The sequence below is a fragment of the Sphingobacterium humi genome, assembly GCF_009768885.1.
GTDB classification, from domain to species: Bacteria; Bacteroidota; Bacteroidia; order Sphingobacteriales; family Sphingobacteriaceae; genus Sphingobacterium; species Sphingobacterium humi.
Genome location: NZ_WSQA01000002.1, coordinates 143749 through 162386 on the forward strand (window position 1 = coordinate 143749; position 18638 = coordinate 162386).

General features: G+C 36.4%; 18 protein-coding genes. 3 read left to right on the plus strand and 15 right to left on the minus strand.

Going from position 1 to position 18638, the window contains the following annotated elements; translation table 11 throughout:
• Positions 1-2 precede the first annotated feature (2 nt).
• The 13 genes from GQF63_RS03020 to GQF63_RS03080 all read right to left on the minus strand — a co-directional run bounded on the left by GQF63_RS03020 (position 3) and on the right by GQF63_RS03080 (position 13750).
• Positions 3-995, minus strand: a complete 993-nt coding sequence (locus GQF63_RS03020; RefSeq protein ID WP_160367635.1) for a glycosyltransferase family 2 protein — start codon at positions 993-995, stop codon at positions 3-5.
• 23 nt (positions 996-1018) lie between these two features.
• Positions 1019-2170, minus strand: coding sequence for a polysaccharide pyruvyl transferase family protein (locus GQF63_RS03025; protein ID WP_160367636.1), 1152 nt, complete (start codon positions 2168-2170; stop codon positions 1019-1021).
• A 2-nt stretch (positions 2171-2172) separates the two neighbouring features.
• Positions 2173-3192, minus strand: coding sequence for a nitroreductase family protein (locus GQF63_RS03030; protein WP_160367637.1), 1020 nt, complete (start codon positions 3190-3192; stop codon positions 2173-2175).
• Between the two features lie 12 nt (positions 3193-3204).
• Positions 3205-4152 (minus strand): glycosyltransferase family 2 protein, encoded by a 948-nt coding sequence (locus GQF63_RS03035; RefSeq protein ID WP_160367638.1) that lies wholly within the window; start codon positions 4150-4152, stop codon positions 3205-3207.
• A complete protein-coding gene (locus GQF63_RS03040; protein ID WP_160367639.1) occupies positions 4143-5660 on the minus strand; it encodes a lipopolysaccharide biosynthesis protein in 1518 nt (505 codons plus the stop codon). Before GQF63_RS03040 ends, GQF63_RS03035 begins: the two co-directional genes overlap by 10 nt.
• A gap of 8 nt (positions 5661-5668) precedes the next feature.
• Positions 5669-6628, minus strand: coding sequence for an NAD-dependent epimerase/dehydratase family protein (locus tag GQF63_RS03045; RefSeq protein ID WP_160367640.1), 960 nt, complete (start codon positions 6626-6628; stop codon positions 5669-5671).
• Between the two features lie 7 nt (positions 6629-6635).
• Positions 6636-7718: an MraY family glycosyltransferase gene (locus tag GQF63_RS03050; RefSeq protein ID WP_246163260.1), complete on the minus strand. Its 1083-nt coding sequence runs from the start codon at positions 7716-7718 to the stop codon at positions 6636-6638.
• Between the two features lie 395 nt (positions 7719-8113).
• A complete protein-coding gene (locus GQF63_RS03055; protein WP_160367642.1) occupies positions 8114-8467 on the minus strand; it encodes an EamA family transporter in 354 nt (117 codons plus the stop codon).
• On the minus strand, positions 8464-9057 hold the full coding sequence (locus GQF63_RS03060) for an HAD family hydrolase (protein ID WP_160367643.1): 594 nt from the start codon (positions 9055-9057) through the stop codon (positions 8464-8466). The genes GQF63_RS03055 and GQF63_RS03060 overlap by 4 nt, the downstream gene beginning before the upstream one ends.
• Positions 9050-9934, minus strand: a complete 885-nt coding sequence (locus tag GQF63_RS03065) for a decaprenyl-phosphate phosphoribosyltransferase (protein WP_160367644.1) — start codon at positions 9932-9934, stop codon at positions 9050-9052. Before GQF63_RS03065 ends, GQF63_RS03060 begins: the two co-directional genes overlap by 8 nt.
• A complete protein-coding gene (locus tag GQF63_RS03070; RefSeq protein WP_160367645.1) occupies positions 9910-11214 on the minus strand; it encodes a hypothetical protein in 1305 nt (434 codons plus the stop codon). The genes GQF63_RS03065 and GQF63_RS03070 overlap by 25 nt, the downstream gene beginning before the upstream one ends.
• A gap of 145 nt (positions 11215-11359) precedes the next feature.
• A complete protein-coding gene (locus GQF63_RS03075) occupies positions 11360-13021 on the minus strand; it encodes an ABC1 kinase family protein (RefSeq protein ID WP_160367646.1) in 1662 nt (553 codons plus the stop codon).
• Positions 13022-13081: 60 nt separating this feature from the next.
• The gene (locus tag GQF63_RS03080) at positions 13082-13750 is read right to left on the minus strand and encodes a suppressor of fused domain protein (RefSeq protein ID WP_160367647.1); all 669 of its coding nucleotides are present in this window, start codon (positions 13748-13750) and stop codon (positions 13082-13084) included.
• A 144-nt stretch (positions 13751-13894) separates the two neighbouring features.
• On the opposite strand from GQF63_RS03080, the gene GQF63_RS03085 reads away from it, so the two are divergent.
• Both GQF63_RS03085 and GQF63_RS03090 read left to right on the plus strand, forming a co-directional pair.
• Positions 13895-14518 (plus strand): hypothetical protein, encoded by a 624-nt coding sequence (locus tag GQF63_RS03085; protein ID WP_160367648.1) that lies wholly within the window; start codon positions 13895-13897, stop codon positions 14516-14518.
• A 446-nt stretch (positions 14519-14964) separates the two neighbouring features.
• Entirely contained in the window at positions 14965-15555 is a 591-nt protein-coding gene (locus tag GQF63_RS03090; protein ID WP_160367649.1) for a YceI family protein, read from the plus strand.
• Between the two features lie 107 nt (positions 15556-15662).
• Here the strand turns inward: GQF63_RS03090 and GQF63_RS03095 are convergent, their stop codons facing one another.
• Positions 15663-16520 carry an aminotransferase class IV gene (locus GQF63_RS03095; RefSeq protein WP_160367650.1) on the minus strand — a complete coding sequence of 286 codons (858 nt, stop codon included), beginning with the start codon at positions 16518-16520 and terminating at the stop codon, positions 15663-15665.
• A 16-nt stretch (positions 16521-16536) separates the two neighbouring features.
• Positions 16537-17568, minus strand: coding sequence for an RluA family pseudouridine synthase (locus GQF63_RS03100; protein WP_160367651.1), 1032 nt, complete (start codon positions 17566-17568; stop codon positions 16537-16539).
• A gap of 98 nt (positions 17569-17666) precedes the next feature.
• Between GQF63_RS03100 and GQF63_RS03105 the strand changes: the two genes are divergently transcribed.
• Complete coding sequence (locus GQF63_RS03105) at positions 17667-18569, plus strand: 1-aminocyclopropane-1-carboxylate deaminase/D-cysteine desulfhydrase (RefSeq protein ID WP_160367652.1); 903 nt, start codon at positions 17667-17669, stop codon at positions 18567-18569.
• Positions 18570-18638: the final 69 nt, after the last annotated feature.

Sequence of the window (18638 nt, forward strand, 5' to 3'; positions counted from 1 at the left end):
TATTATTTCCCTAAAACTTTTTTTAAGAACAACCAACCCCTAGGAATCAAAAACTTGTTATTTAGAATCTGATTACCGATAATTTTATAATGTTTCGGCAAATCACTTTCATCAAGGAAGGCATTACTCTCCGGAAATACTTCTCTCCATTTTAAAAAAGCACTCAATTCTTTTCCTCTAACCAGCAAGTTCTGCTTTGCTATTAACTTTAACTTCATGATGTTGCTTTCTACACCTTGGAAGTTTTTTGATTTTAAAAAAGATTCTATACCCTTTATATTTTCAAACCATTGAAGATTGACTTTTACTTGCTGATTATTAGATATACTTATAGAAGTATCACTAAATTGTGTATAGAAATATAATCCCTTGCCAACGTATTTTACGGTCTTTGCATAATAGAATAAGGATATACAAACCCTAAGGTCTTCAGACATATTTAAACCATCGGGGAACCTGATTTGATTCTCTAGAAATAAGGAGCGTTTGACTAATTTAGTACACATGCCACCAAATAAAGCTCCAGACAAAAGATCAGAAATACATGTGAGAGGATCTTCCGCTATCTTTTGGCTGATATAATCTTCTCGATCTGCATATACATTTACATAGTCACACCAAACGATATCCGCATTGGCAGTCTCCGCGGCTTGAAACATATCTTCCAACATAGTAGGTGCAATAAAATCGTCCGGATCTACTGCTGCTAAATATAATCCTTCAGCATTGTCAAGCCCTTTATTACGAGTACTTGCAACACCTAAATTACTTTTATTAAGTATGACTTTGGTTGAAATTTCCGTATTAGCTAGGTCACTTAAAACTTTTTTTAGTTTCGAGACAGTACCATCTGCACTACAATCATCAATAAATATAATTTCAAAATTAGTTAAGGTTTGTGCAAATAAACTCTCCACGCATTTTGTCAAATACGCCTGCGCATTGTACATTGGTACAATTACACTTACCTTATATTTATCTAATATTATTGACATTATATAAATTTATCTCCAACTATTTAGCTTTCAAATAAGTTACTACGGAGGAATGCTAAGGATTTTTCGCGCTCTTCTTGAAGGACATTATTGATTTTATCATAATCAATAGCCTCTTTTAATAGGTCAAGATTCAACTTTTTGTAATCTACTAGCAAACGATGCTCTAAACCAAACTTCTTCAGTAAAGAATAAAATCTCGACGCCCCTCTTTCTTCATTTACTATCGAAAGAAATGGTTTATTAAAGATAATTGAAAAGACTGTACCGTGGAAGGAATCGGTCACAACAAATGAAGCTTCAGCAAAGGACTTTAACCAACTTTCTAAGGAAGGGTATTTATAGTCTTCTATATTTTCAAAATCATAAACAGGACCATTTTCTATCGCTTTTTTAGGTTGTGTAGTAAATAGTTCCGTTCCCAAAAAATTGGCAATTTCTTTTAATACAGCTTGTTTTTCTGGATCTCTATCAAGAACATAATTAAATACGGAAGGCTTATTAGTAATTTCCTGGTTAATTAGTTCTAAATAATGCGATTTAGTCAATAGCATCGTCGGATCCAATACCCACTGCGCATCACAATCTAAGTATTCTTTACATAACTTGACTGCGGATTCCTCGCGAACAGAGATCGCTTTAAACGTTTGAACAAGTTGTTTACAACGGATTGTTTGTTCTTCGGAAAACTCCCATTGATCTGTTCCAAATGAGGTAGCATAAGTAAGTTTTACTGGTTTAGCATCATTTGATACAAAATCTAAGAAATAGTTATAGATATTGGGTGAATATTTTGGCCTCCAAGTTTGATCACTCCCTACGATTATTGCATCAAAATTATGTTGCGAAAAATAGGTTTGCATTTCTGCAGTATTATATATGCTTTTTGACTTATTAATATAGGTTTTAATAAATCTGAAGTTCTCTGCAAATATGAGATCAGCCTCCTTAGAAGAAAAGATTTTCTTTTTATTCCCTTTCACTAATCCAATCAAGTTATTTTTAACTCGAGCAAGAAATTTTCGAAAATCAGAGGCGTCTTTAAAATATTCACGAGAAATCGTTTCTGGTTCATACCCTAAGGTCAATAAAGCTTGTTGGAGTGCATAATTTTGAATTATCCCCCCATAATTCCCTTTTAAGGGTTGAGTTAATATAGCAACCTTTTTATTCATAGTTAGGTGATGAATTCTAAGTTTTCATGACTAGGCCTTCTTAGTGACAAAGTTGTTTTAAATTCATCCACAGCATATCCAATTGGAACCAGACAAATTATTTTTTCAGACCTCGGTAATGCAATGACTTGATATATCTCTTCTTCTTGTTTAATAGTTTTGGCCCAATTAGCTGGACAATTCGCAACTTTATAATAATGAAGAGCATAAAGTAGGTTTAATAAATATAGCCCTCCATCAATGTATAATTGATTTCGTTCACCAGGTGTATAATAATAATGTCGATCATTGGTTAAAATTATTAGCTGATTAACATTTTCTGTATACCCAGTAAATCCATCTTGAATCTTCAGAATTTGATCAATCTTATTTTTATCCTCCACAACATACACATTGCTCGCTTGACGGTTACAAACAGAAGGTGCATTATTTGCTAGAGTAATTACTTTTTCTAAAATTTCTCGAGGTACTTTCTCTCCGGTAAAATTCCGAACACTCTTTCTTGAGCTTGAGAATTGCTCGAAATTACTTTGGTTATCTTTATAAAATTGGTCTATTGTCCAATCAATTGTGCCTGAGAAAGCTGCATTGTAATAATTACCTAAAATTGTTTTGTACAATTCGTACTGCGCTTTGCTGAAAATACCACTGATGTCATAACCATTAGCTTGTTGTAACTCATAATATTTACACATTACCTCATACCCAACCCTTATTTGCGAACGTCCTATATGTTTTATGACTTCCTCATCGGTTAATAACTGATGAAGATTATTAATCCTATATTGTCCATAAGCTCTTTTCATCTTATTAAATAACATTCCTTTTTCTAAGGAATGATAATTTAAAATTAAATTCGCCTCTTTATTTTTTAAGCCTCCCTCATTATATGCCGTCGCATGCCGATGAAATAACTGAGCATCTTGTTGAAAGTTCTTAAATAAATATCTTTTTTTTATCCAGCCTTCAACAGTAGGATTAGACAAAACTGGTTTTAATAGAGTTCGAATAGCTTCTTTCATTGTAGGCTAAATTTAAATATGATCCCCTTGTTGGGTTGTTTTCATTTGCTTGATGATTCCAGATAAAAAAATTCTGTAAGCAGCAGCAGAAAGGGTTAAGCGACTCAAGATAATTTTTACGCCTTTAAATAGTTCATTATGCTCCATATATAATCGCAATTTAGAAAGTTCCATTTTTCTTTTTAACGTATAGAGCACTTTCGAATTTACATTGAGCTTATAATGTGAAATAATTTGAAGTTTTAATAAATAGATATCAGATAGTCTTTTAACTGCATCGATCAAACTTTTTTTAGCATGAGAATGTGAGTTAGCTCTTACTAGATAGTTCACTAATGGAATCTCAATTGTTTTCATTTTCCCGGAATAAAATAGCGGAATATAAAACTGAAAGTTTTGTCCAACTTTACTAGGTAAAATCTTATTATCAAGAACCTCTACAATCACGTTTGATTTGAAGAAATAACAAATGGGTGAAAACCAAAAATTATTTTCTAATAAGCAATCATTTAGAATCTCTTTATCTGAATACGTTGGAATAATAAACTCAAGAATGGCTCCCTTATCATCTACATGATTTGGAAAACACCGAACCATATCATAATCTCCACGCTCAATCTCAGTGACAAATGTAGAAATAGCACTTTCCGTATTATAATAATCATCACTATCCGGCCAAGTCAAATAATCACCTTTATAATGCTTTAATCCCAAATTTATTGCGGAAGCCTGACCATTATTTTCCTGATAAAAGTACTGTAATCTAAACCCTTTTTCCTCAAACTTGATGAAATAAGCATGATCTATCAGATAGTCCTTAAGGTTATCTTTAGAACCGTCATCAACTAAAATTACTTCAATATTTGGGTAATCTTGCTGTAAGATGGAGTTTAATAGTTTGTGAAGATACTCGGTACTATTAAAACAAGGAGAAATTATGGAAACTAATTTTACCGCCATAACTTTCCTACATAGTTAATACACTTTGCTTTGATTCCGGCATCTAAAATAAAATACCAAGAGAATAGCCCCATCAACAAGCTAGACAAAATGCAGGTAATAAAAAAGGACAAATACTCATTTGCAAATTTCCCCTTTACGAATAGTAAGAGTACATAGGTCATAATGGAAAGAAGCAAAACAGGAAATACCGCCTTTTGATAAAAGCGAAGAATTTGAAAAGACTTAATTTCCATTTTTAAATAAATGGCATTTAAAAACCCTCCAGTTAGGACAAAAATAACATTCAAAATATAGGGGAATTCTGCTGATGCTTGCTGTTTATAAGCATAATAAGATATAGGAAGTACCAAAAAATATAAAGTACCATTGATTAGGCTGGAATTCTTAACCTTACCAGTCGCATGGATCCCCATAATAAGACATTGGGAAACATTCGCTCCCAAAACAAAGAGCAAAAACCATTGAACAAAGGAACTTGCATGGTCAGGCAAAATTCCTAACCAAAATTTCAATACAAAATCTATTTCTACAAGAAGCGGAACAATTACAAATGCTAATAATAGGGTCGTATATTTTGTCGTTTTATGAATAATATTCATCATATCCGGAATATTCCCTGCAGCATAATGCTTTACCACCTGAGGTTTAGATGCAAATAGAATATTTGATGAAAATTGGTTGACAATATTCTGAACCTGGGTGGCAATTCCTATTGCAGCATTCACGACCACACCAAAGAACATATTTTGCAAAATTGCAACGCCTGAGGTTCGCGCAGTAACGGCCATATTTCCGTATACATCCCACGAGGAATAAGCGAATAAACTTCTTAGTTCTGATCCAAATCTAGGCTTAAATGAAACGACTTGAAATCTCGATTTTGCATAATAGATGTAAAATACGCCAATACTAAAATTTACTAATAAGGTTAAAAAAGTGTATAACACCAAATTACTCACGGGAAATGGGCCTAAGAATAGTGCGAGAACCAATAATAAGTTTAATATGGAATTTACTACACTCACCATAGCATAAACCCCCATTTTTTCATAGGCAATAACCAATGCATTAAATGGCGTAAATAATATCGAGAAAAATAAATTGATTATTGAAATATGAAAAATGGTGAGCGCGTCATTTATTTTGTCTGCCGGAATGACTAATTTATTATTAAACCACCAAAGCCCAAAAGTTTCACAAAGAAGGACTAAAACTATTCCTATGATTAGGCTCGATGCTAAGCACAAAGAAAAAGTCTTATTTGTTTTTTCATAATCATTAAGTCCTATACTAAACGAAAGAAATCGGGCATTTGCAGAAATAATAGTATTTGAAATAAAGGAAAAGGATGCAATTACACCTGCAACTAAATTATAAATCCCATAGTCTTCTACCCCCAACAATTGAAGAATAGCCCGGGAAGTATAAAAACTAATCCCGATGGTAATCAGCATTCTTAGGTACAGAAAAAAACTATTTTTAGCTATAGAATTGCTTTCTCCCATCTAATAAATTACTTTCCAAACTCTTCTTTTAACATCCTTCTTAACCCCTCTTCCATACTATAAGGCGGAATGAAACCAGAAGACATTGCTTTGGTAGAATCGTATTTAGTAACAGCACAAAATTTCTTAACTCGAACAGAACTAATATTCAGCTTTTTTCTCGTTAAAAAAGCCAGCACATCAAAACCATAGCCTCCAAAAAGTCCTAACCAATAAGGAATCTTGGTTGTTGGGATTTTTTTACCTAATATCTCTCCTGTATGAAAAACAAGATCATTGGTGGTAAAATCAGGTTTATCAACATAATTATAAATATGATAGCCAGCAGTCTTTTCTACTAATAGAAATTCAATAAAGGCAATGATATTTCCGATATAAGACATGGATTTTTGGTTATTTCCTGCCCCAATCATCATAAATTTACCTGTTGCAATTTGGTTAAGCAAATTGAATACATTTCCTCGATTGCCTTCTCCAAAAATAACGGTAGGACGTACGATATTAATATTCCAATCAGCATGCGAATTGCGCCAATTATCTAATACTTGTTCAGCCTTCCACTTACTTATGCCATAATGATTAAAAGGATCCTTTTCCGACTGCTCGTCGGGATTATCTTTATCTAACCCATAAACAGCAACAGAACTTGTAAATATTAACCTTTTAACCCCATTATATTCCATTGCTTCCAACGTATTTTTCATTCCTTGTACATTTACATCGTAGTACAAGGAGGTAGGAGTAACATCGTCTCGGTGTTCAGCTGCCAATAATATGACTACATCTGCACCCGCCAATTCACGTTTTAAAGCCTCAGAATCTAACACATTAGCGATGTTCGTTATTTGAGGGTGGGCAATACTACGCTGTTTATCAATGTTTTTTATGGAAAAGTTAGGTGATTGAGAAAGCAAGCTGATTAATTTGGTCCCAACAAAACCGGAACCACCAATTATTGTGATATTCATGAGTAGATTATAACAGATTAATATACAGTTGTACTTTCGCTATAACATTTCTACGATCTAGACGATTAAAAATTGCATGAAATCCAATCCATAAAAAAACATCTAAAACTAAAACTATATTATTACTAATATACTCAACCATTACTATATTAAAAATACTAAAAAATAGGGATAGACCAATGATTGCAATCATGGCAGTCCGATGCGTCATTCCTGCCTTAAGAAACTTATGATGTAAATGATTACGATCTGGCTTAAAAATAGGTTGGCCTTGTCTCCAGCGTACATACATTACACGAGCAACATCAAATACTGGAATGATTAACGTGGAGAATGCAACAACAATAGCCCCTTCTGAAAATGGTTTTATGTATTCATTATTCATGGCAAAGCTAATGGCTAAGAAAGCGATGGAAAAACCTAAGGTCATACTTCCAGTATCTCCCATAAAGATTTGACGTCTTCTTTTTTTGGTGCCAAATACATTATAATAAAAGAATGGAATTAAAACGCCTAACGTAATAAATGCAAATAAGGCATGAACCCATGCGCCATAAAACATAAATAAGCTTCCTAAAACCAAACAACTAACACCAATCAATCCCGAACAGAGCCCATCCAGACCATCGATGAGATTTACAGCATTAATAATTAATACAATAACAAAAATGGTTAATGGCATCCCAATCCAAGGGGATAATTTTATGATAAAACCTAATCCGTACAGATCATTAATCCATAATCCAGATAAAGGCAATAAGGAAGCCACCAACACTTGGGTTAAAAACTTCCATTTATAATCAACACCAATAAGATCATCTCCTATACCCACAATGGAAAGAATGACCAGCCCACAAATGAGCATCATAAAATGCGATAAAAAAGCCCAGGACTGTACTTCAAATGGCGCAAAAGAAGTCTTAAATACCAAAACCATCGTAATAACCATCAAAATACATTGAATAGGCGCAAATGCGACCCCTCCTAACCTAGGAATAATCCTTTGGTGAAGTTTTCGCGCATCAATAGGGTCAAATAACCGTTTCTTATAGGTAACTAATAAGATAAACGGTATAAATGCCGTATTCATTAATATGGCGAAGATAAATGGTATAACGATTACAAGTAATTCCAAAATTTAAAGTATCTGTAAAACAAATAGCACTATTAAAATTCGATAAATGAGAGGTAGAAATGTCCTTCACATATATTCACGTAACAAAATTACAGTTTCGAAAAGGCATTAACTGACAAAGCGTTTGTTCAAATCTTTATTTGTAGCAAACAACCGACAGATTGTCGCGAAACAAAAATTAACAACACTTCAAAGAATAGTTAGCTCTCAATTTTTTGTTAATTTATAAAAAATATCTCTAACAACAATACAGAAACCATTAGTTACAATTTGAAACTAACTTTAAAAACAAGGAAAGTAAAATTCTAATGGGGAATTATTATCGAAAAACAGGCAATGAATATTAAGATTTATTTGGCAATAAACACGACTCCACTCATTATTAATAGAATTCCGATGGCTTTATTTAACGTTATGGACTCTTCTAAGAAAAAATAACCCAATAATAAAGAAGCAATATAACCTAGACTCACTAAAGGGTAAGCTCGACTAAGCTCCATTTTTGATAAGGCATCTAACCAGAACAATAAACTCAATCCATAACAAATTAATCCTCCCCAAAAATAGGGAACCATTAATAATGATTTATATTTAGGGATGATGCCGACAATCGAGTTCATGTCTTTTGACGACAATTTTAAGAACAATTGAGCTACTGCCCCTAAAGAAACACTAAGTAATATAGTTATGTAGTATGATTTCATTTAAAATAATTGAAAAATCCACGATCAGCATACGCTAACATTTGTTTATCACCGGAGCTATCTCCAAAAGCTGTAATAGCATAAGAATCTCTAGCTGTTAATTTTTTATTTATTCTATTGACCTTTTCTTCGCCATGGCAATTTGCAGAAGCAAATTTTCCGGTAAGCAATCCATTTTCATCAATCTCGACTTCTGTGGCCAACACAAAATCAATTCCCAACTTCTCCGCAAACAATTTCACCCAAGGAAACATACTGGCAGAAACAATGCCTTTCTGCGCCTTTGAATCCTTGATATAATCAATAGCCTTTGTCCTTATAATTTTAGGAAAGCGATCCTCCGTATATGCTTTGCATAATGCATTGAATGCTGCATGATGCATCCCTTTAAAAAAATAACTGAAGATCATCTCTTTGGTTTTTTGATTCGAGTACAAGTTTAATTTCATCAAAACTAAAAAAGGAGCATATCTCAGAAAGCCAATATAACATTTAAAAAAACCCTCGTTAAATTTGATAATATCAACAAACGTGTCCTTATCAGTTAATGTACCATCAAAATCAAATAGTTCAAGATTGATTTTATCCATTTAAATAAATTATCAAATAAAAGGATGCTATCCATAAGGCAAGACATCCCTGTATAAACCGATCCTTTAACAATATTTCAGTCGGACTTCCCGTATTTTGATCTACAATAGCTAATTGTAAGTATCGCACAATCCCTCCTAAAACAAAAACTGTTGTAATATACATATATGGAGACTTAAAACGAACAATTACTTCTGGCGACACGGTATACATAATGTAGCAAACTATCGTTATTCCGCCTAACAAACATAGCACCTGATTAATAAAGTCTAAATTATAACGATTAGTATTTTTTCTCAGTGTGATACCATGGTTATTTTTTAAGATTAAATCGTCCCTACGTTTAGCAAATCCAATAAAAAGCGTTAATAAAAAGGTCATAATCACGATCCAATGGGTTAACGGAATGTCGGCCGTCATCCCGCCGATGATCAATCGGAGCACAAAACCAATGGCTATAAACATGACATCTATGATAGCAACCCTTTTCAACCAAAAACAATATAAAATGTTCATGATCAAATAAATGCCCAATATCAATAATTGTTGCACTTTATTAGTTGATGGATAAAACCATATCAAAGAAAAAGAAATGAGGATCAGTAGCATAGAAATTAGTATTGCCACAGGAATGGAGATCCTGCCCGAAGCAATTGGTCTTTTCGATTTCTTAGGGTGCAACCTATCTTCTTTTACATCGACTACATCGTTAATACCATAAATTGCACTAGCCATGAAGCTAAAAGCTGCAAAAGTAACCAGGCAGTTTAAAATTAGATTAGGATCCTGAATTTGACCAGCAAAAAATAATGGAAGAAAGATAAATAGGTTCTTCGACCATTGTTTGGGTCTTAATAATTTGAGAATTTCTCCCATACACTAAATATTTTTTGTAAAAGTCTTCCCGCAATAGAATTATCAAAAGCAGTATACGTCTGAAACCCAAAGTTTGAATAGGTTAAAAAGAAAAAAACAATTAAGATAAAAACAACTGGATTATACATCCATTTCATCCTCGGGTGATCATAAAAATTTGCAATCCATTTTGCGAAAGGATTCAGCATGTTAAGGGGTGATTTCAATGCAACGAAATACGTGCTGAAAAAATAAAAAACAAATAAACTACTGATATTTAAATAAGTAAATAATCGTGCAAAATCGCATGATAAAACCGTAAATAAAGGCAACATACAAACAAATATGGTCAACCAAATGCAGACAAAAGCAGTAAACTGAGTTTTAGCAGAGGCTTCCATTGCACGGAATTTAACCGTAGAATATACATAGAGCATCACAAATAAAACCGGTAATATATAGCTGAAGGCTGGGACACCTAAACTATCTCGTCTTATAAAATTAATATCCAGATGCAGCCCTACAGCATGATTAAGCGACCAGGTCAATCCTTTTAAGGATACATAATCATACATTGAAGCATTGGGTCCGAACTCATTCTGAAAAAAAGAACCCCAGGAGTTCCAAATTTGACTGGCAACCAATTCATTACCCTTCTGCGTAAAATTCAAGATGACAGCTAGGAAAATTGGAAAAAGAACCCCTATTTTTCGCAATATACGCCAAGAAAAAGTTGACTCCTTCGCTAATAGGAACAGTAAAACCTGTATACCTACTGCATAAAACAAAAATGCCTCATGAATAAACAGGCCTAAGATTAAAAGAAACTGCCAGATTATTAGAAAACTGATTTTCTCCTGGTCAAGGTATTTCTTTAAATAGGAAAGTGAGTAAAATACAAGGACTAATTGGATTGGGTCTTTCCTAAATCCAGAAAAATAAGGTTGATAATAGAATAAAGTGACACTTATTAAAGGGAAAACAATGTAGTAATAGGGTATTCCAATTTGTTTAAAAACGAAAAGAACTAAGGCAGAAATCCAAAATATAAAAAGTATGGAAACAACTTTTAAAACTAAAACCGGATTTGCACCAAAAAACAAATATCCCTTATAGAGTAACTCTCCTAAAATTCCTCTTCGAACGAAGCCTCCTTGAAAATTTATAAGCCATTCCCCCAAGGCATCAGTTTTTTCCAAATTATTTAAGAGGCCTCTAAAAAAAACGGCAAGCCCAAGAAGAAAAAAGAAAAATAAAGCTGTAAAAAACAGAAATTTTAAAACTCTATTTGAAAAAAGCATAATAAGTTAATAATGTTTGGCCTACAGAAGGAGCAAAATAGGGTTCGCATCCTCGGTAAGAACTGCAAATATTATAAACTTTTAAGATGTTTTATTTTCTACAAATAGAAATAATAAACCGATTGCGGTTTTTGTAGCAATTCATCTACTTACTCTTATACAAATGGCTCAACAGCGCAAAGCAAATCACAAAACTAGCAACAAAGCCAAACCATGACAACACCGGGATTCCCCAGATCAAATACCCTACCCTACCATTCGCCAGAATGCTTGCCCCCACCCCAAATGTCATCGCCAGAATAGAAAGCAAGAATTTATTTCCCATGCGATGCAGAATCAGCTGCAGATTATCGAAATCCTGCATTTTATGATTCAGCGTCACTTTATCGTTTTTCACCTTATCCAGCAATTCCAGAAGGTCTTCAGGCACTTCCGTCAGCACATCCTTAGCAAACTTCGCCTTCTCTTTCAATTGGGCAATCAAGTATTCTGCCGACAGCTTCTCCTGGGCGATTTTCTTCGCGAAGGGCTCAATACTCTCCGGCACATTTAACTCTGCATCCAATTGCCTGCCCGTACCTTCCAGAATCGACACCCCCCGCAGAAGGATATACACGAAGTCAGGTAGGAGGATATGATTACTTTGCAGCACGATATTCAACTTTTTGAGCATCACCGAGATATCGATATCGTCCAAGGCATTCTGCTTTATCATCTCAAAAATCTCGTAGGCATCCCGCTCCAGCCGACGCTCATCTTCAATGTGATGCACCACGGCCAGCTTCTTAATATCCTTAATCAGACCTTTTGCGTCATTTGCCAAAAAATCAAGCACCATGGCTTCGATAATCCGGCGATCTTCCGGAATCATAAAGCCCATAGCTCCAAAATCCAGAAACACAATCTGCCCGCGCCTATTGACCAGTACATTGCCCGGATGCGGATCCGCATGAAAGAAACCATGCATCAGCACCTGCTCCAGATAGAGGTCAAGCACATTCTGAAGGACCGATTTTGTATATAAGCCATAGGTTTGAAAGCCTTCCAAGTCATTCACCTTGATGCCATCAATAAACTCCAGACACAGCAACCTATCGGTACTGTACTTGCGGTGCACCTTCGGCACATACACATCCTTATTGCCGGCGAAGTTGCGACGAAAGCGTTCGATATTATTTAATTCATTGGTAAAGGAAAGCTCGTTGAGGAGTGAACTTTCAAAGGAAAGCACAATTTGGTAGAGGTTCATTTTATAAACCACCTCATATTTCCGTTGCAGCAACTGCACCAAATCCTTTATAAAGTCCAGGTCGGCATGGATAATTTCATCAATACCCTCCCGTTTCACCTTTAACACAACCTCCTGCCCAGTCTTTAAGGTTGCCCGGTATACTTGGGCAATGGAGGCCGAAGCAATTGGAATGGGATCGATGGAAATAAAATCATCATCCGCATTGATTTCCAATTCCTCCTGCAAAACCGCACGGATATCAATATCGGAAGTCAGCACATCATCTTGCAGCTTAATCAACTCCTCCTGCATATCCTTGGGAATAATATCAGGACGGTTGCTTAACAGCTGCCCGAGTTTAATAAACGTCGGCCCTAACTCTTCAATAGCTAAACGAATGCGCGCATTGAAATCATCCTCAAAAATGCGCTTGGCATGGTTGTTCCAAAACAGAAAGCTATCGGGAAGAATCCGATCCAAGTTGGAACGGGAAATAATTTCATCAAATCCATGTTTAGATAAAATCTTCAGGATCTGTCCTACGCGCTTTATCTTTTGAAACCCATTAAATTGCATGCCTTTTTTTTATCAAAATACGAAATATCTAAACAGATAACAATTCATCCGAAAAGATGTTTAATTGTTGTCAGTCCTTGTTAAATCCGTAATCAATAAAGGATTCGTTTCTTTCACTTTCGCTATAAAAGCAGCCACATAATCAGTCGATGCATTAGCCAACAGATCATCCAGCTCCTTCTGGGTCACGCCATACAATTGAATAAAAGAAACCTCACCATGAGCCGTCTGTATCCGACCTAATTCCGGGTCCAAGGCTGTCACAAAGCCTACAATAGCCGTATCGGTATTCAAGCGAACAGGACCTTTGGCCGGAATAAACTGATTCTCCTCAAACCAGCGACCACTTTGGTACACGTACCTCGCCAGGTTATTGAACACATGAACCAGCCAAAAAGGGTCACCTTCATCTTCAGCAAAAGGCAGAAGCCGACAGGTAAATTCAAATCCCCATTTACTAAATTCTTCGTTGGCCTTTTCCGGAGCATAATAAAGCTCGCTCATGCCATAGGAAATCAAATGCAAGTGAGGCGGCTCGCCAGCATGATCATAAATGCTGATGCCATCAATGGGGTCTTGTCCTCCGGCAGCGTAATGTAAGCCATTGGCCGGGCCATAATGGCGGGGCTCCAATTGGCCATAAACTTCGTTTAAGGCTTCATCGATGGCCATCCATCCGACAGCATCCTCTTCTTGGTATTTCGCTTTATAGGCTTCAGTTTTATCCATATACTAAATTTTAATGACACATAATTACCTATTAAACGTATAGAAACGCATAAAGTTGTAATACCACTAAATTTCAAAATATATGCCTACATTGCTTTAGGAATTTACACTGCTATTGCTACCTACATAAAACAAATAGAACCAATGACCATATTATCAAAATTAGCTGGTGCTCAAGGCTTGAAAGATGAAAGCGCCAATATCCTGTTAGCCCAAGAAATAGTGGACCAGCAAAATGAAGCTGCAGTTGCCGAATTAATGGCCCATCTTCAAGATAAAAAAGTCCAAAACGATTGTATCAAAACCCTGTATGAAATTGCAGGCCGCCAACCGGAAATGGTTAAACCCTATTTCAATGACTTTTTACAAGCCTTAAAAAGCAAAAACAATCGCATTCAATGGGGAGCCATGACCGCCATCTACGAGCTATCCAAGGTAGCCCCCTCAGAAATCTTACTTCACCTGGATGAATTAGAACAAGCCGCCCAATCCGGATCGGTCATCACCCGAGACAACTTCCTAAAATCACTTGCCCAACTGATGCGGCATACCGCCTATCAAGAGCCAGCCTGGAAAAAGCTAATTAAACAACTGCAGGAAGCCCCCGACAACCAATTCGCCATGTATGCTGAAGAAACAGCAGCAACCTTACCTAAGGAATATGCGCCCCCTTTTACCGCATTACTCGAAAAACGCATCGTCGATTTACCCAAAGAAAGTCAACAAAAAAGAATTCAAAAAATCCTCAAAAAACTAGCAAAGGGATAAATTATCTCTTTTAATTATTTTCATTTTTAATTGTATTCATATTGTTATAATAGAATTGCAATACCAATCGTCGTTCCTAACAAACCGCTTTCCCTTATAAATGAAGCTTTTACAGCAATAACCTCAAGTAAACCAAAATCGTCAAAACTAAAAAACAAAAATAATTATTAGTAATTAGTTAATTTTTATCATATCTTAACAATCTGAATTAAAATTTTAAATAATCTACCTAGTAGTATTATAAAAACAATCTATATAAAACCATTGTTCTTACAAATACTACAGTATCACAACGAAGATTATAAGTATTTTAATTCCTTTCGTTCTTTGTTTATAAACAGTATAAATTTCTTTTTCCGGCATTTCTTACCATATATCAATGGATTATAGTTTTATAAAGGGAATATTTGCATATATATTTAAGACACACACTAAAAATGCAGATTATGAAAACAATGTTAAGTTTAGTTACTTCCCTCGTATTACTTGGAAACATGGCCTTTGCGCAAGTAAAATGGACCGTTGACCCGGCACATAGCAATGTGCGATTTGAAGTTAATCATTTAGGAATATCTGTTATCGACGGTGAATTCAGCAAGCTCGCTGGAGCCGTAGAATCTAAAGATTCTACCCAATTCAACCAGGCGAAAATCAGCTTTGAAATCGATGTCAACAGTATCAATACCCGCATTGCAGCCCGCGATAAGCACTTAAAGAACGATGATTTCTTCAATGCAGAGCAATTCCCAAAAATAACATTGACCGATGCGGTGTTAACAGCAACAAAAAAAGGAGAATTTACGTTAAAAGGAAATTTAACCATCCGCGACATCACTAAACCCGTTGTTTTTAAAGTAAAACAAAACAATGGTGTGATCACCGATCCTTGGGGTAAGAAACGTGCCGGCTTCACCGCCAGCACCAGCATCAACCGCATGGATTATAATATAAAATACAATGATAAGCTTCCCAATGGCGTAGAAGCCGTTGCTTCCGAAGTTAAAATCATTGTAAATACTGAATTAGTAAAGAACTAAGTGCATTATAATAAATGTCTGCAACTTCACACGCAGACGAACATTTCACACACTAATTTCATTCTATGAAAATTAGAGGCTACCCCCACTCGGTAGCCTCTTCTTATTTATTCTTCAACCTCGTAGGTCCAGGATGCCAAACGCTCCTGGAATACGCGGGAAATCTTGTTAAAATATCGTTTTTGCTTATAGCCCATCACCCATTGAATGCCATGGGTCGCATTGGTACAGAAAATTTCATCGGCCACCTTCATAATTTCAGGCTTTATTTCCGCTTCCACCACTTCAATACCTTCCACCTGCGCAATATCCATCACCACACGGCGCATCACTCCAGCAATACAGCCTTCAGAAAGAGCTGGTGTATATAACACCTTATTATAGTAAATAAACAGGTTCGACGATAAAGCCTCGCATAAGTTACCGGCCTGGTTTAAAATAAACACCTCATCGAAGGCATGCTTCTTCCGATACAATCCCGCCATCACATACACCAAGGCGTTGTTTGATTTCAACTTAGAAAGCTCACTATAAGGCTTTTTAAAGTCGGTATATACATCAACAATTAACCCCAATTTCTTATCTCTTAAGGTCTCCTGCTTACGCTCTACCTGCAACACATAGCCCGGTTTATTAGTCTCTGGCCCATAAAGCCCAGCGCCCGTCCGGAATACGATCAGCCGCACCCGCAGCTGTTGACCCATCATATTGTTTTTACGGATCAACTCTTCTGTTTTCGCACGGATAAAAAAGGAATCAAACACGCCAGTATCCTCAAATTGCAGCAGCTGCAGGCCTTCCTGCAAGCGCTCCACATGAAATTCCAGAAAGCGAATATCCCCATCCTTCCATAACATCGTTTCAAACAACCCATCTCCGTAACGAAAAGCACGATTATCCGCACTGATTACGGCCATATCTTCCGGCACTAAACTGCCATTAAAGTTTATATATTGTATCGGCATAAATTATTGTTCCAATCTATTCTTGTGAATTTATACTATAGTTCTCCCATTTCTCTAATGCTAAACGAAAATCCTCTGGTAATGGTACATCAAACTGCAAAATTTCCTTACTTTTCGGATGAACGAAGCCTAGATGCTGCGCATGTAGTGCCTGGCGTGGCAATAGGCTAAAGCAATTTTCAACAAATTGCTTGTACTTCGAAAAAGTGGTACCCTTTAAAATCTTATGCCCCCCATAAGATTCATCATTAAACAAGGGGTGACCAATAGACTTCATATGTGCCCGAATTTGGTGCGTTCTACCGGTTTCCAGTTGGCATTCTATCAAGGTCACATAACCCAGTCGCTTTAAAATCCGATAATGGGTAACCGACCATTTCCCTTTCTCCGGATCGTCATAAACATCCATAATCCGACGGTCTTTCATGTTCCGACCAATATAACCTGTCACGGTACCATCCTCCTTCAAATCGCCCCATACTAGGGCTACATATTTACGGGTAATGCTATGATCGAAAAATTGCTTGGCCAAAAAGGTCATGGCCCATTCGCTTTTGGCAATAACCAATAAACCGGAGGTATCCTTATCAATGCGATGCACCAAGCCCGGACGGCCTGTATTTCCTGGTAAGGTTGGCAATTGGTTTAAGTGGTAGGTTAATGCATTCACCAAGGTTCCAGTATAGTTATTAAAACCCGGATGCACCACCATGCCTGCTTCCTTGTTCACCATCAACACATCATCATCTTCATACACAATGTCTAATGGGATGTTTTCAGGATATACCTCCGTGTCGCGCGGCGGATCTGGCAATACCACCGTTATCACATCAAAAGGTTTCACCTTATAACTGGCCTTGATAACTTTTTCATTCACCAAAACAGAACCCGAATCGATGGCATTTTGAATACGATTTCTAGACGTATTCTCCACCCGATTCATTAAAAACTTATCCAAACGCAGTAAAGCCTGGCCCTTATCAGCTACTATTCGTAGGTGCTCAAAAAGCTCCTGGTCATCTTGTTCTATATCCAGTTGTTCTGTCATAGCGCAAAAGTACTGTTTTTTGCATGGAAGTGCCTATACATCCAATATTTTACCCACAGCAATAGCAATTATCCTAATTTATCGTCTACCTTTACAACATGGATGTGCAATTCCCGATTTATAGCCCTGAACATGAAATTTACGACCCATTATTTGAGGAAAAGAATCTTCGCGTATTTATAAAACGCGACGATATGATTCATCCTTTTATTTCCGGCAATAAATGGCGGAAATTAAAACTTCATATCGAGCAGGCTAAATCACAAGGAATAAACCAATTGGTCACCTTCGGCGGTGCTTGGTCTAACCATATTTTGGCAACGGCTGCCGCAGGAGCCCAGTTTCAACTGAAAACCTATGCCTTCATCCGAGGTGAAGAGGTTAGCAATCCGGTGCTAAGCATGTGTAAGTTATTTGGGATGCAACTGCACTTTGTCGACCGGGAAAGCTATAGAAATAAGGAAGCCCTCTTTCAACAAGCATTTCCTGCGCAGGAAGCCTGGTTTATTGATGAGGGTGGAAGAAGCGACCTGGGAATTGAGGGTTGTGTTTCCATTTATGAGGAATTAAAAAACACCTATCAGCATATTATTTTGGCGGCAGGAACCGGCACAACGGCAGCAGGACTATTGAAAGCCATCCAAAGCCAATCGAACGACACCCAATTGCATGTAGTCCCTGTGCTTAAATTAGGCGATTCCTTAGCAAATGACTTCAAGACTTGGGGATTAGCGTCCAAGAATTTATATTTGCATGCTGATTATCATTTCGGCGGCTATGCGAAAACTAAACCTGAACTCTTGGCATTTATCCAATCGTTCGTGTCTAAAACCGGCATCATGATCGAACCTGTGTATACTGGAAAGATGATGTACGGGCTTTATGATCTCATCAAAAAAGATCAGTTTAAACCCGGAAGCCACATCTTAGCCATCCATACTGGTGGCCTAACGGGCTTCTTAGGGATGTATGAACAATTTGGCGCATTGCCCGGAATTTAATCGGTATAAAAACAAAGCAAACTTATCGCTGTTAATTCATTAAGATAACAATTTATATAAGCAAACACT

Coding starts and splice junctions, on each gene's coding strand:
- GQF63_RS03085 (WP_160367648.1), top strand. CDS start 13,895: ATGACCATATTATCAAAATTAGCTGGTGCTCAAGGCTTGAAAGATGAA.
- GQF63_RS03050 (WP_246163260.1), bottom strand. CDS start 7,718: ATGAATACGGCATTTATACCGTTTATCTTATTAGTTACCTATAAGAAA.
- GQF63_RS03055 (WP_160367642.1), bottom strand. CDS start 8,467: ATGAAATCATACTACATAACTATATTACTTAGTGTTTCTTTAGGGGCA.
- GQF63_RS03100 (WP_160367651.1), bottom strand. CDS start 17,568: ATGACAGAACAACTGGATATAGAACAAGATGACCAGGAGCTTTTTGAG.
- GQF63_RS03065 (WP_160367644.1), bottom strand. CDS start 9,934: ATGGGAGAAATTCTCAAATTATTAAGACCCAAACAATGGTCGAAGAAC.
- GQF63_RS03075 (WP_160367646.1), bottom strand. CDS start 13,021: ATGCAATTTAATGGGTTTCAAAAGATAAAGCGCGTAGGACAGATCCTG.
- GQF63_RS03025 (WP_160367636.1), bottom strand. CDS start 2,170: ATGAATAAAAAGGTTGCTATATTAACTCAACCCTTAAAAGGGAATTAT.
- GQF63_RS03040 (WP_160367639.1), bottom strand. CDS start 5,660: ATGGGAGAAAGCAATTCTATAGCTAAAAATAGTTTTTTTCTGTACCTA.
- GQF63_RS03060 (WP_160367643.1), bottom strand. CDS start 9,057: ATGGATAAAATCAATCTTGAACTATTTGATTTTGATGGTACATTAACT.
- GQF63_RS03105 (WP_160367652.1), top strand. CDS start 17,667: ATGGATGTGCAATTCCCGATTTATAGCCCTGAACATGAAATTTACGAC.
- GQF63_RS03035 (WP_160367638.1), bottom strand. CDS start 4,152: ATGGCGGTAAAATTAGTTTCCATAATTTCTCCTTGTTTTAATAGTACC.
- GQF63_RS03045 (WP_160367640.1), bottom strand. CDS start 6,628: ATGAATATCACAATAATTGGTGGTTCCGGTTTTGTTGGGACCAAATTA.
- GQF63_RS03030 (WP_160367637.1), bottom strand. CDS start 3,192: ATGAAAGAAGCTATTCGAACTCTATTAAAACCAGTTTTGTCTAATCCT.
- GQF63_RS03095 (WP_160367650.1), bottom strand. CDS start 16,520: ATGCCGATACAATATATAAACTTTAATGGCAGTTTAGTGCCGGAAGAT.
- GQF63_RS03020 (WP_160367635.1), bottom strand. CDS start 995: ATGTCAATAATATTAGATAAATATAAGGTAAGTGTAATTGTACCAATG.
- GQF63_RS03070 (WP_160367645.1), bottom strand. CDS start 11,214: ATGCTTTTTTCAAATAGAGTTTTAAAATTTCTGTTTTTTACAGCTTTA.
- GQF63_RS03090 (WP_160367649.1), top strand. CDS start 14,965: ATGAAAACAATGTTAAGTTTAGTTACTTCCCTCGTATTACTTGGAAAC.
- GQF63_RS03080 (WP_160367647.1), bottom strand. CDS start 13,750: ATGGATAAAACTGAAGCCTATAAAGCGAAATACCAAGAAGAGGATGCT.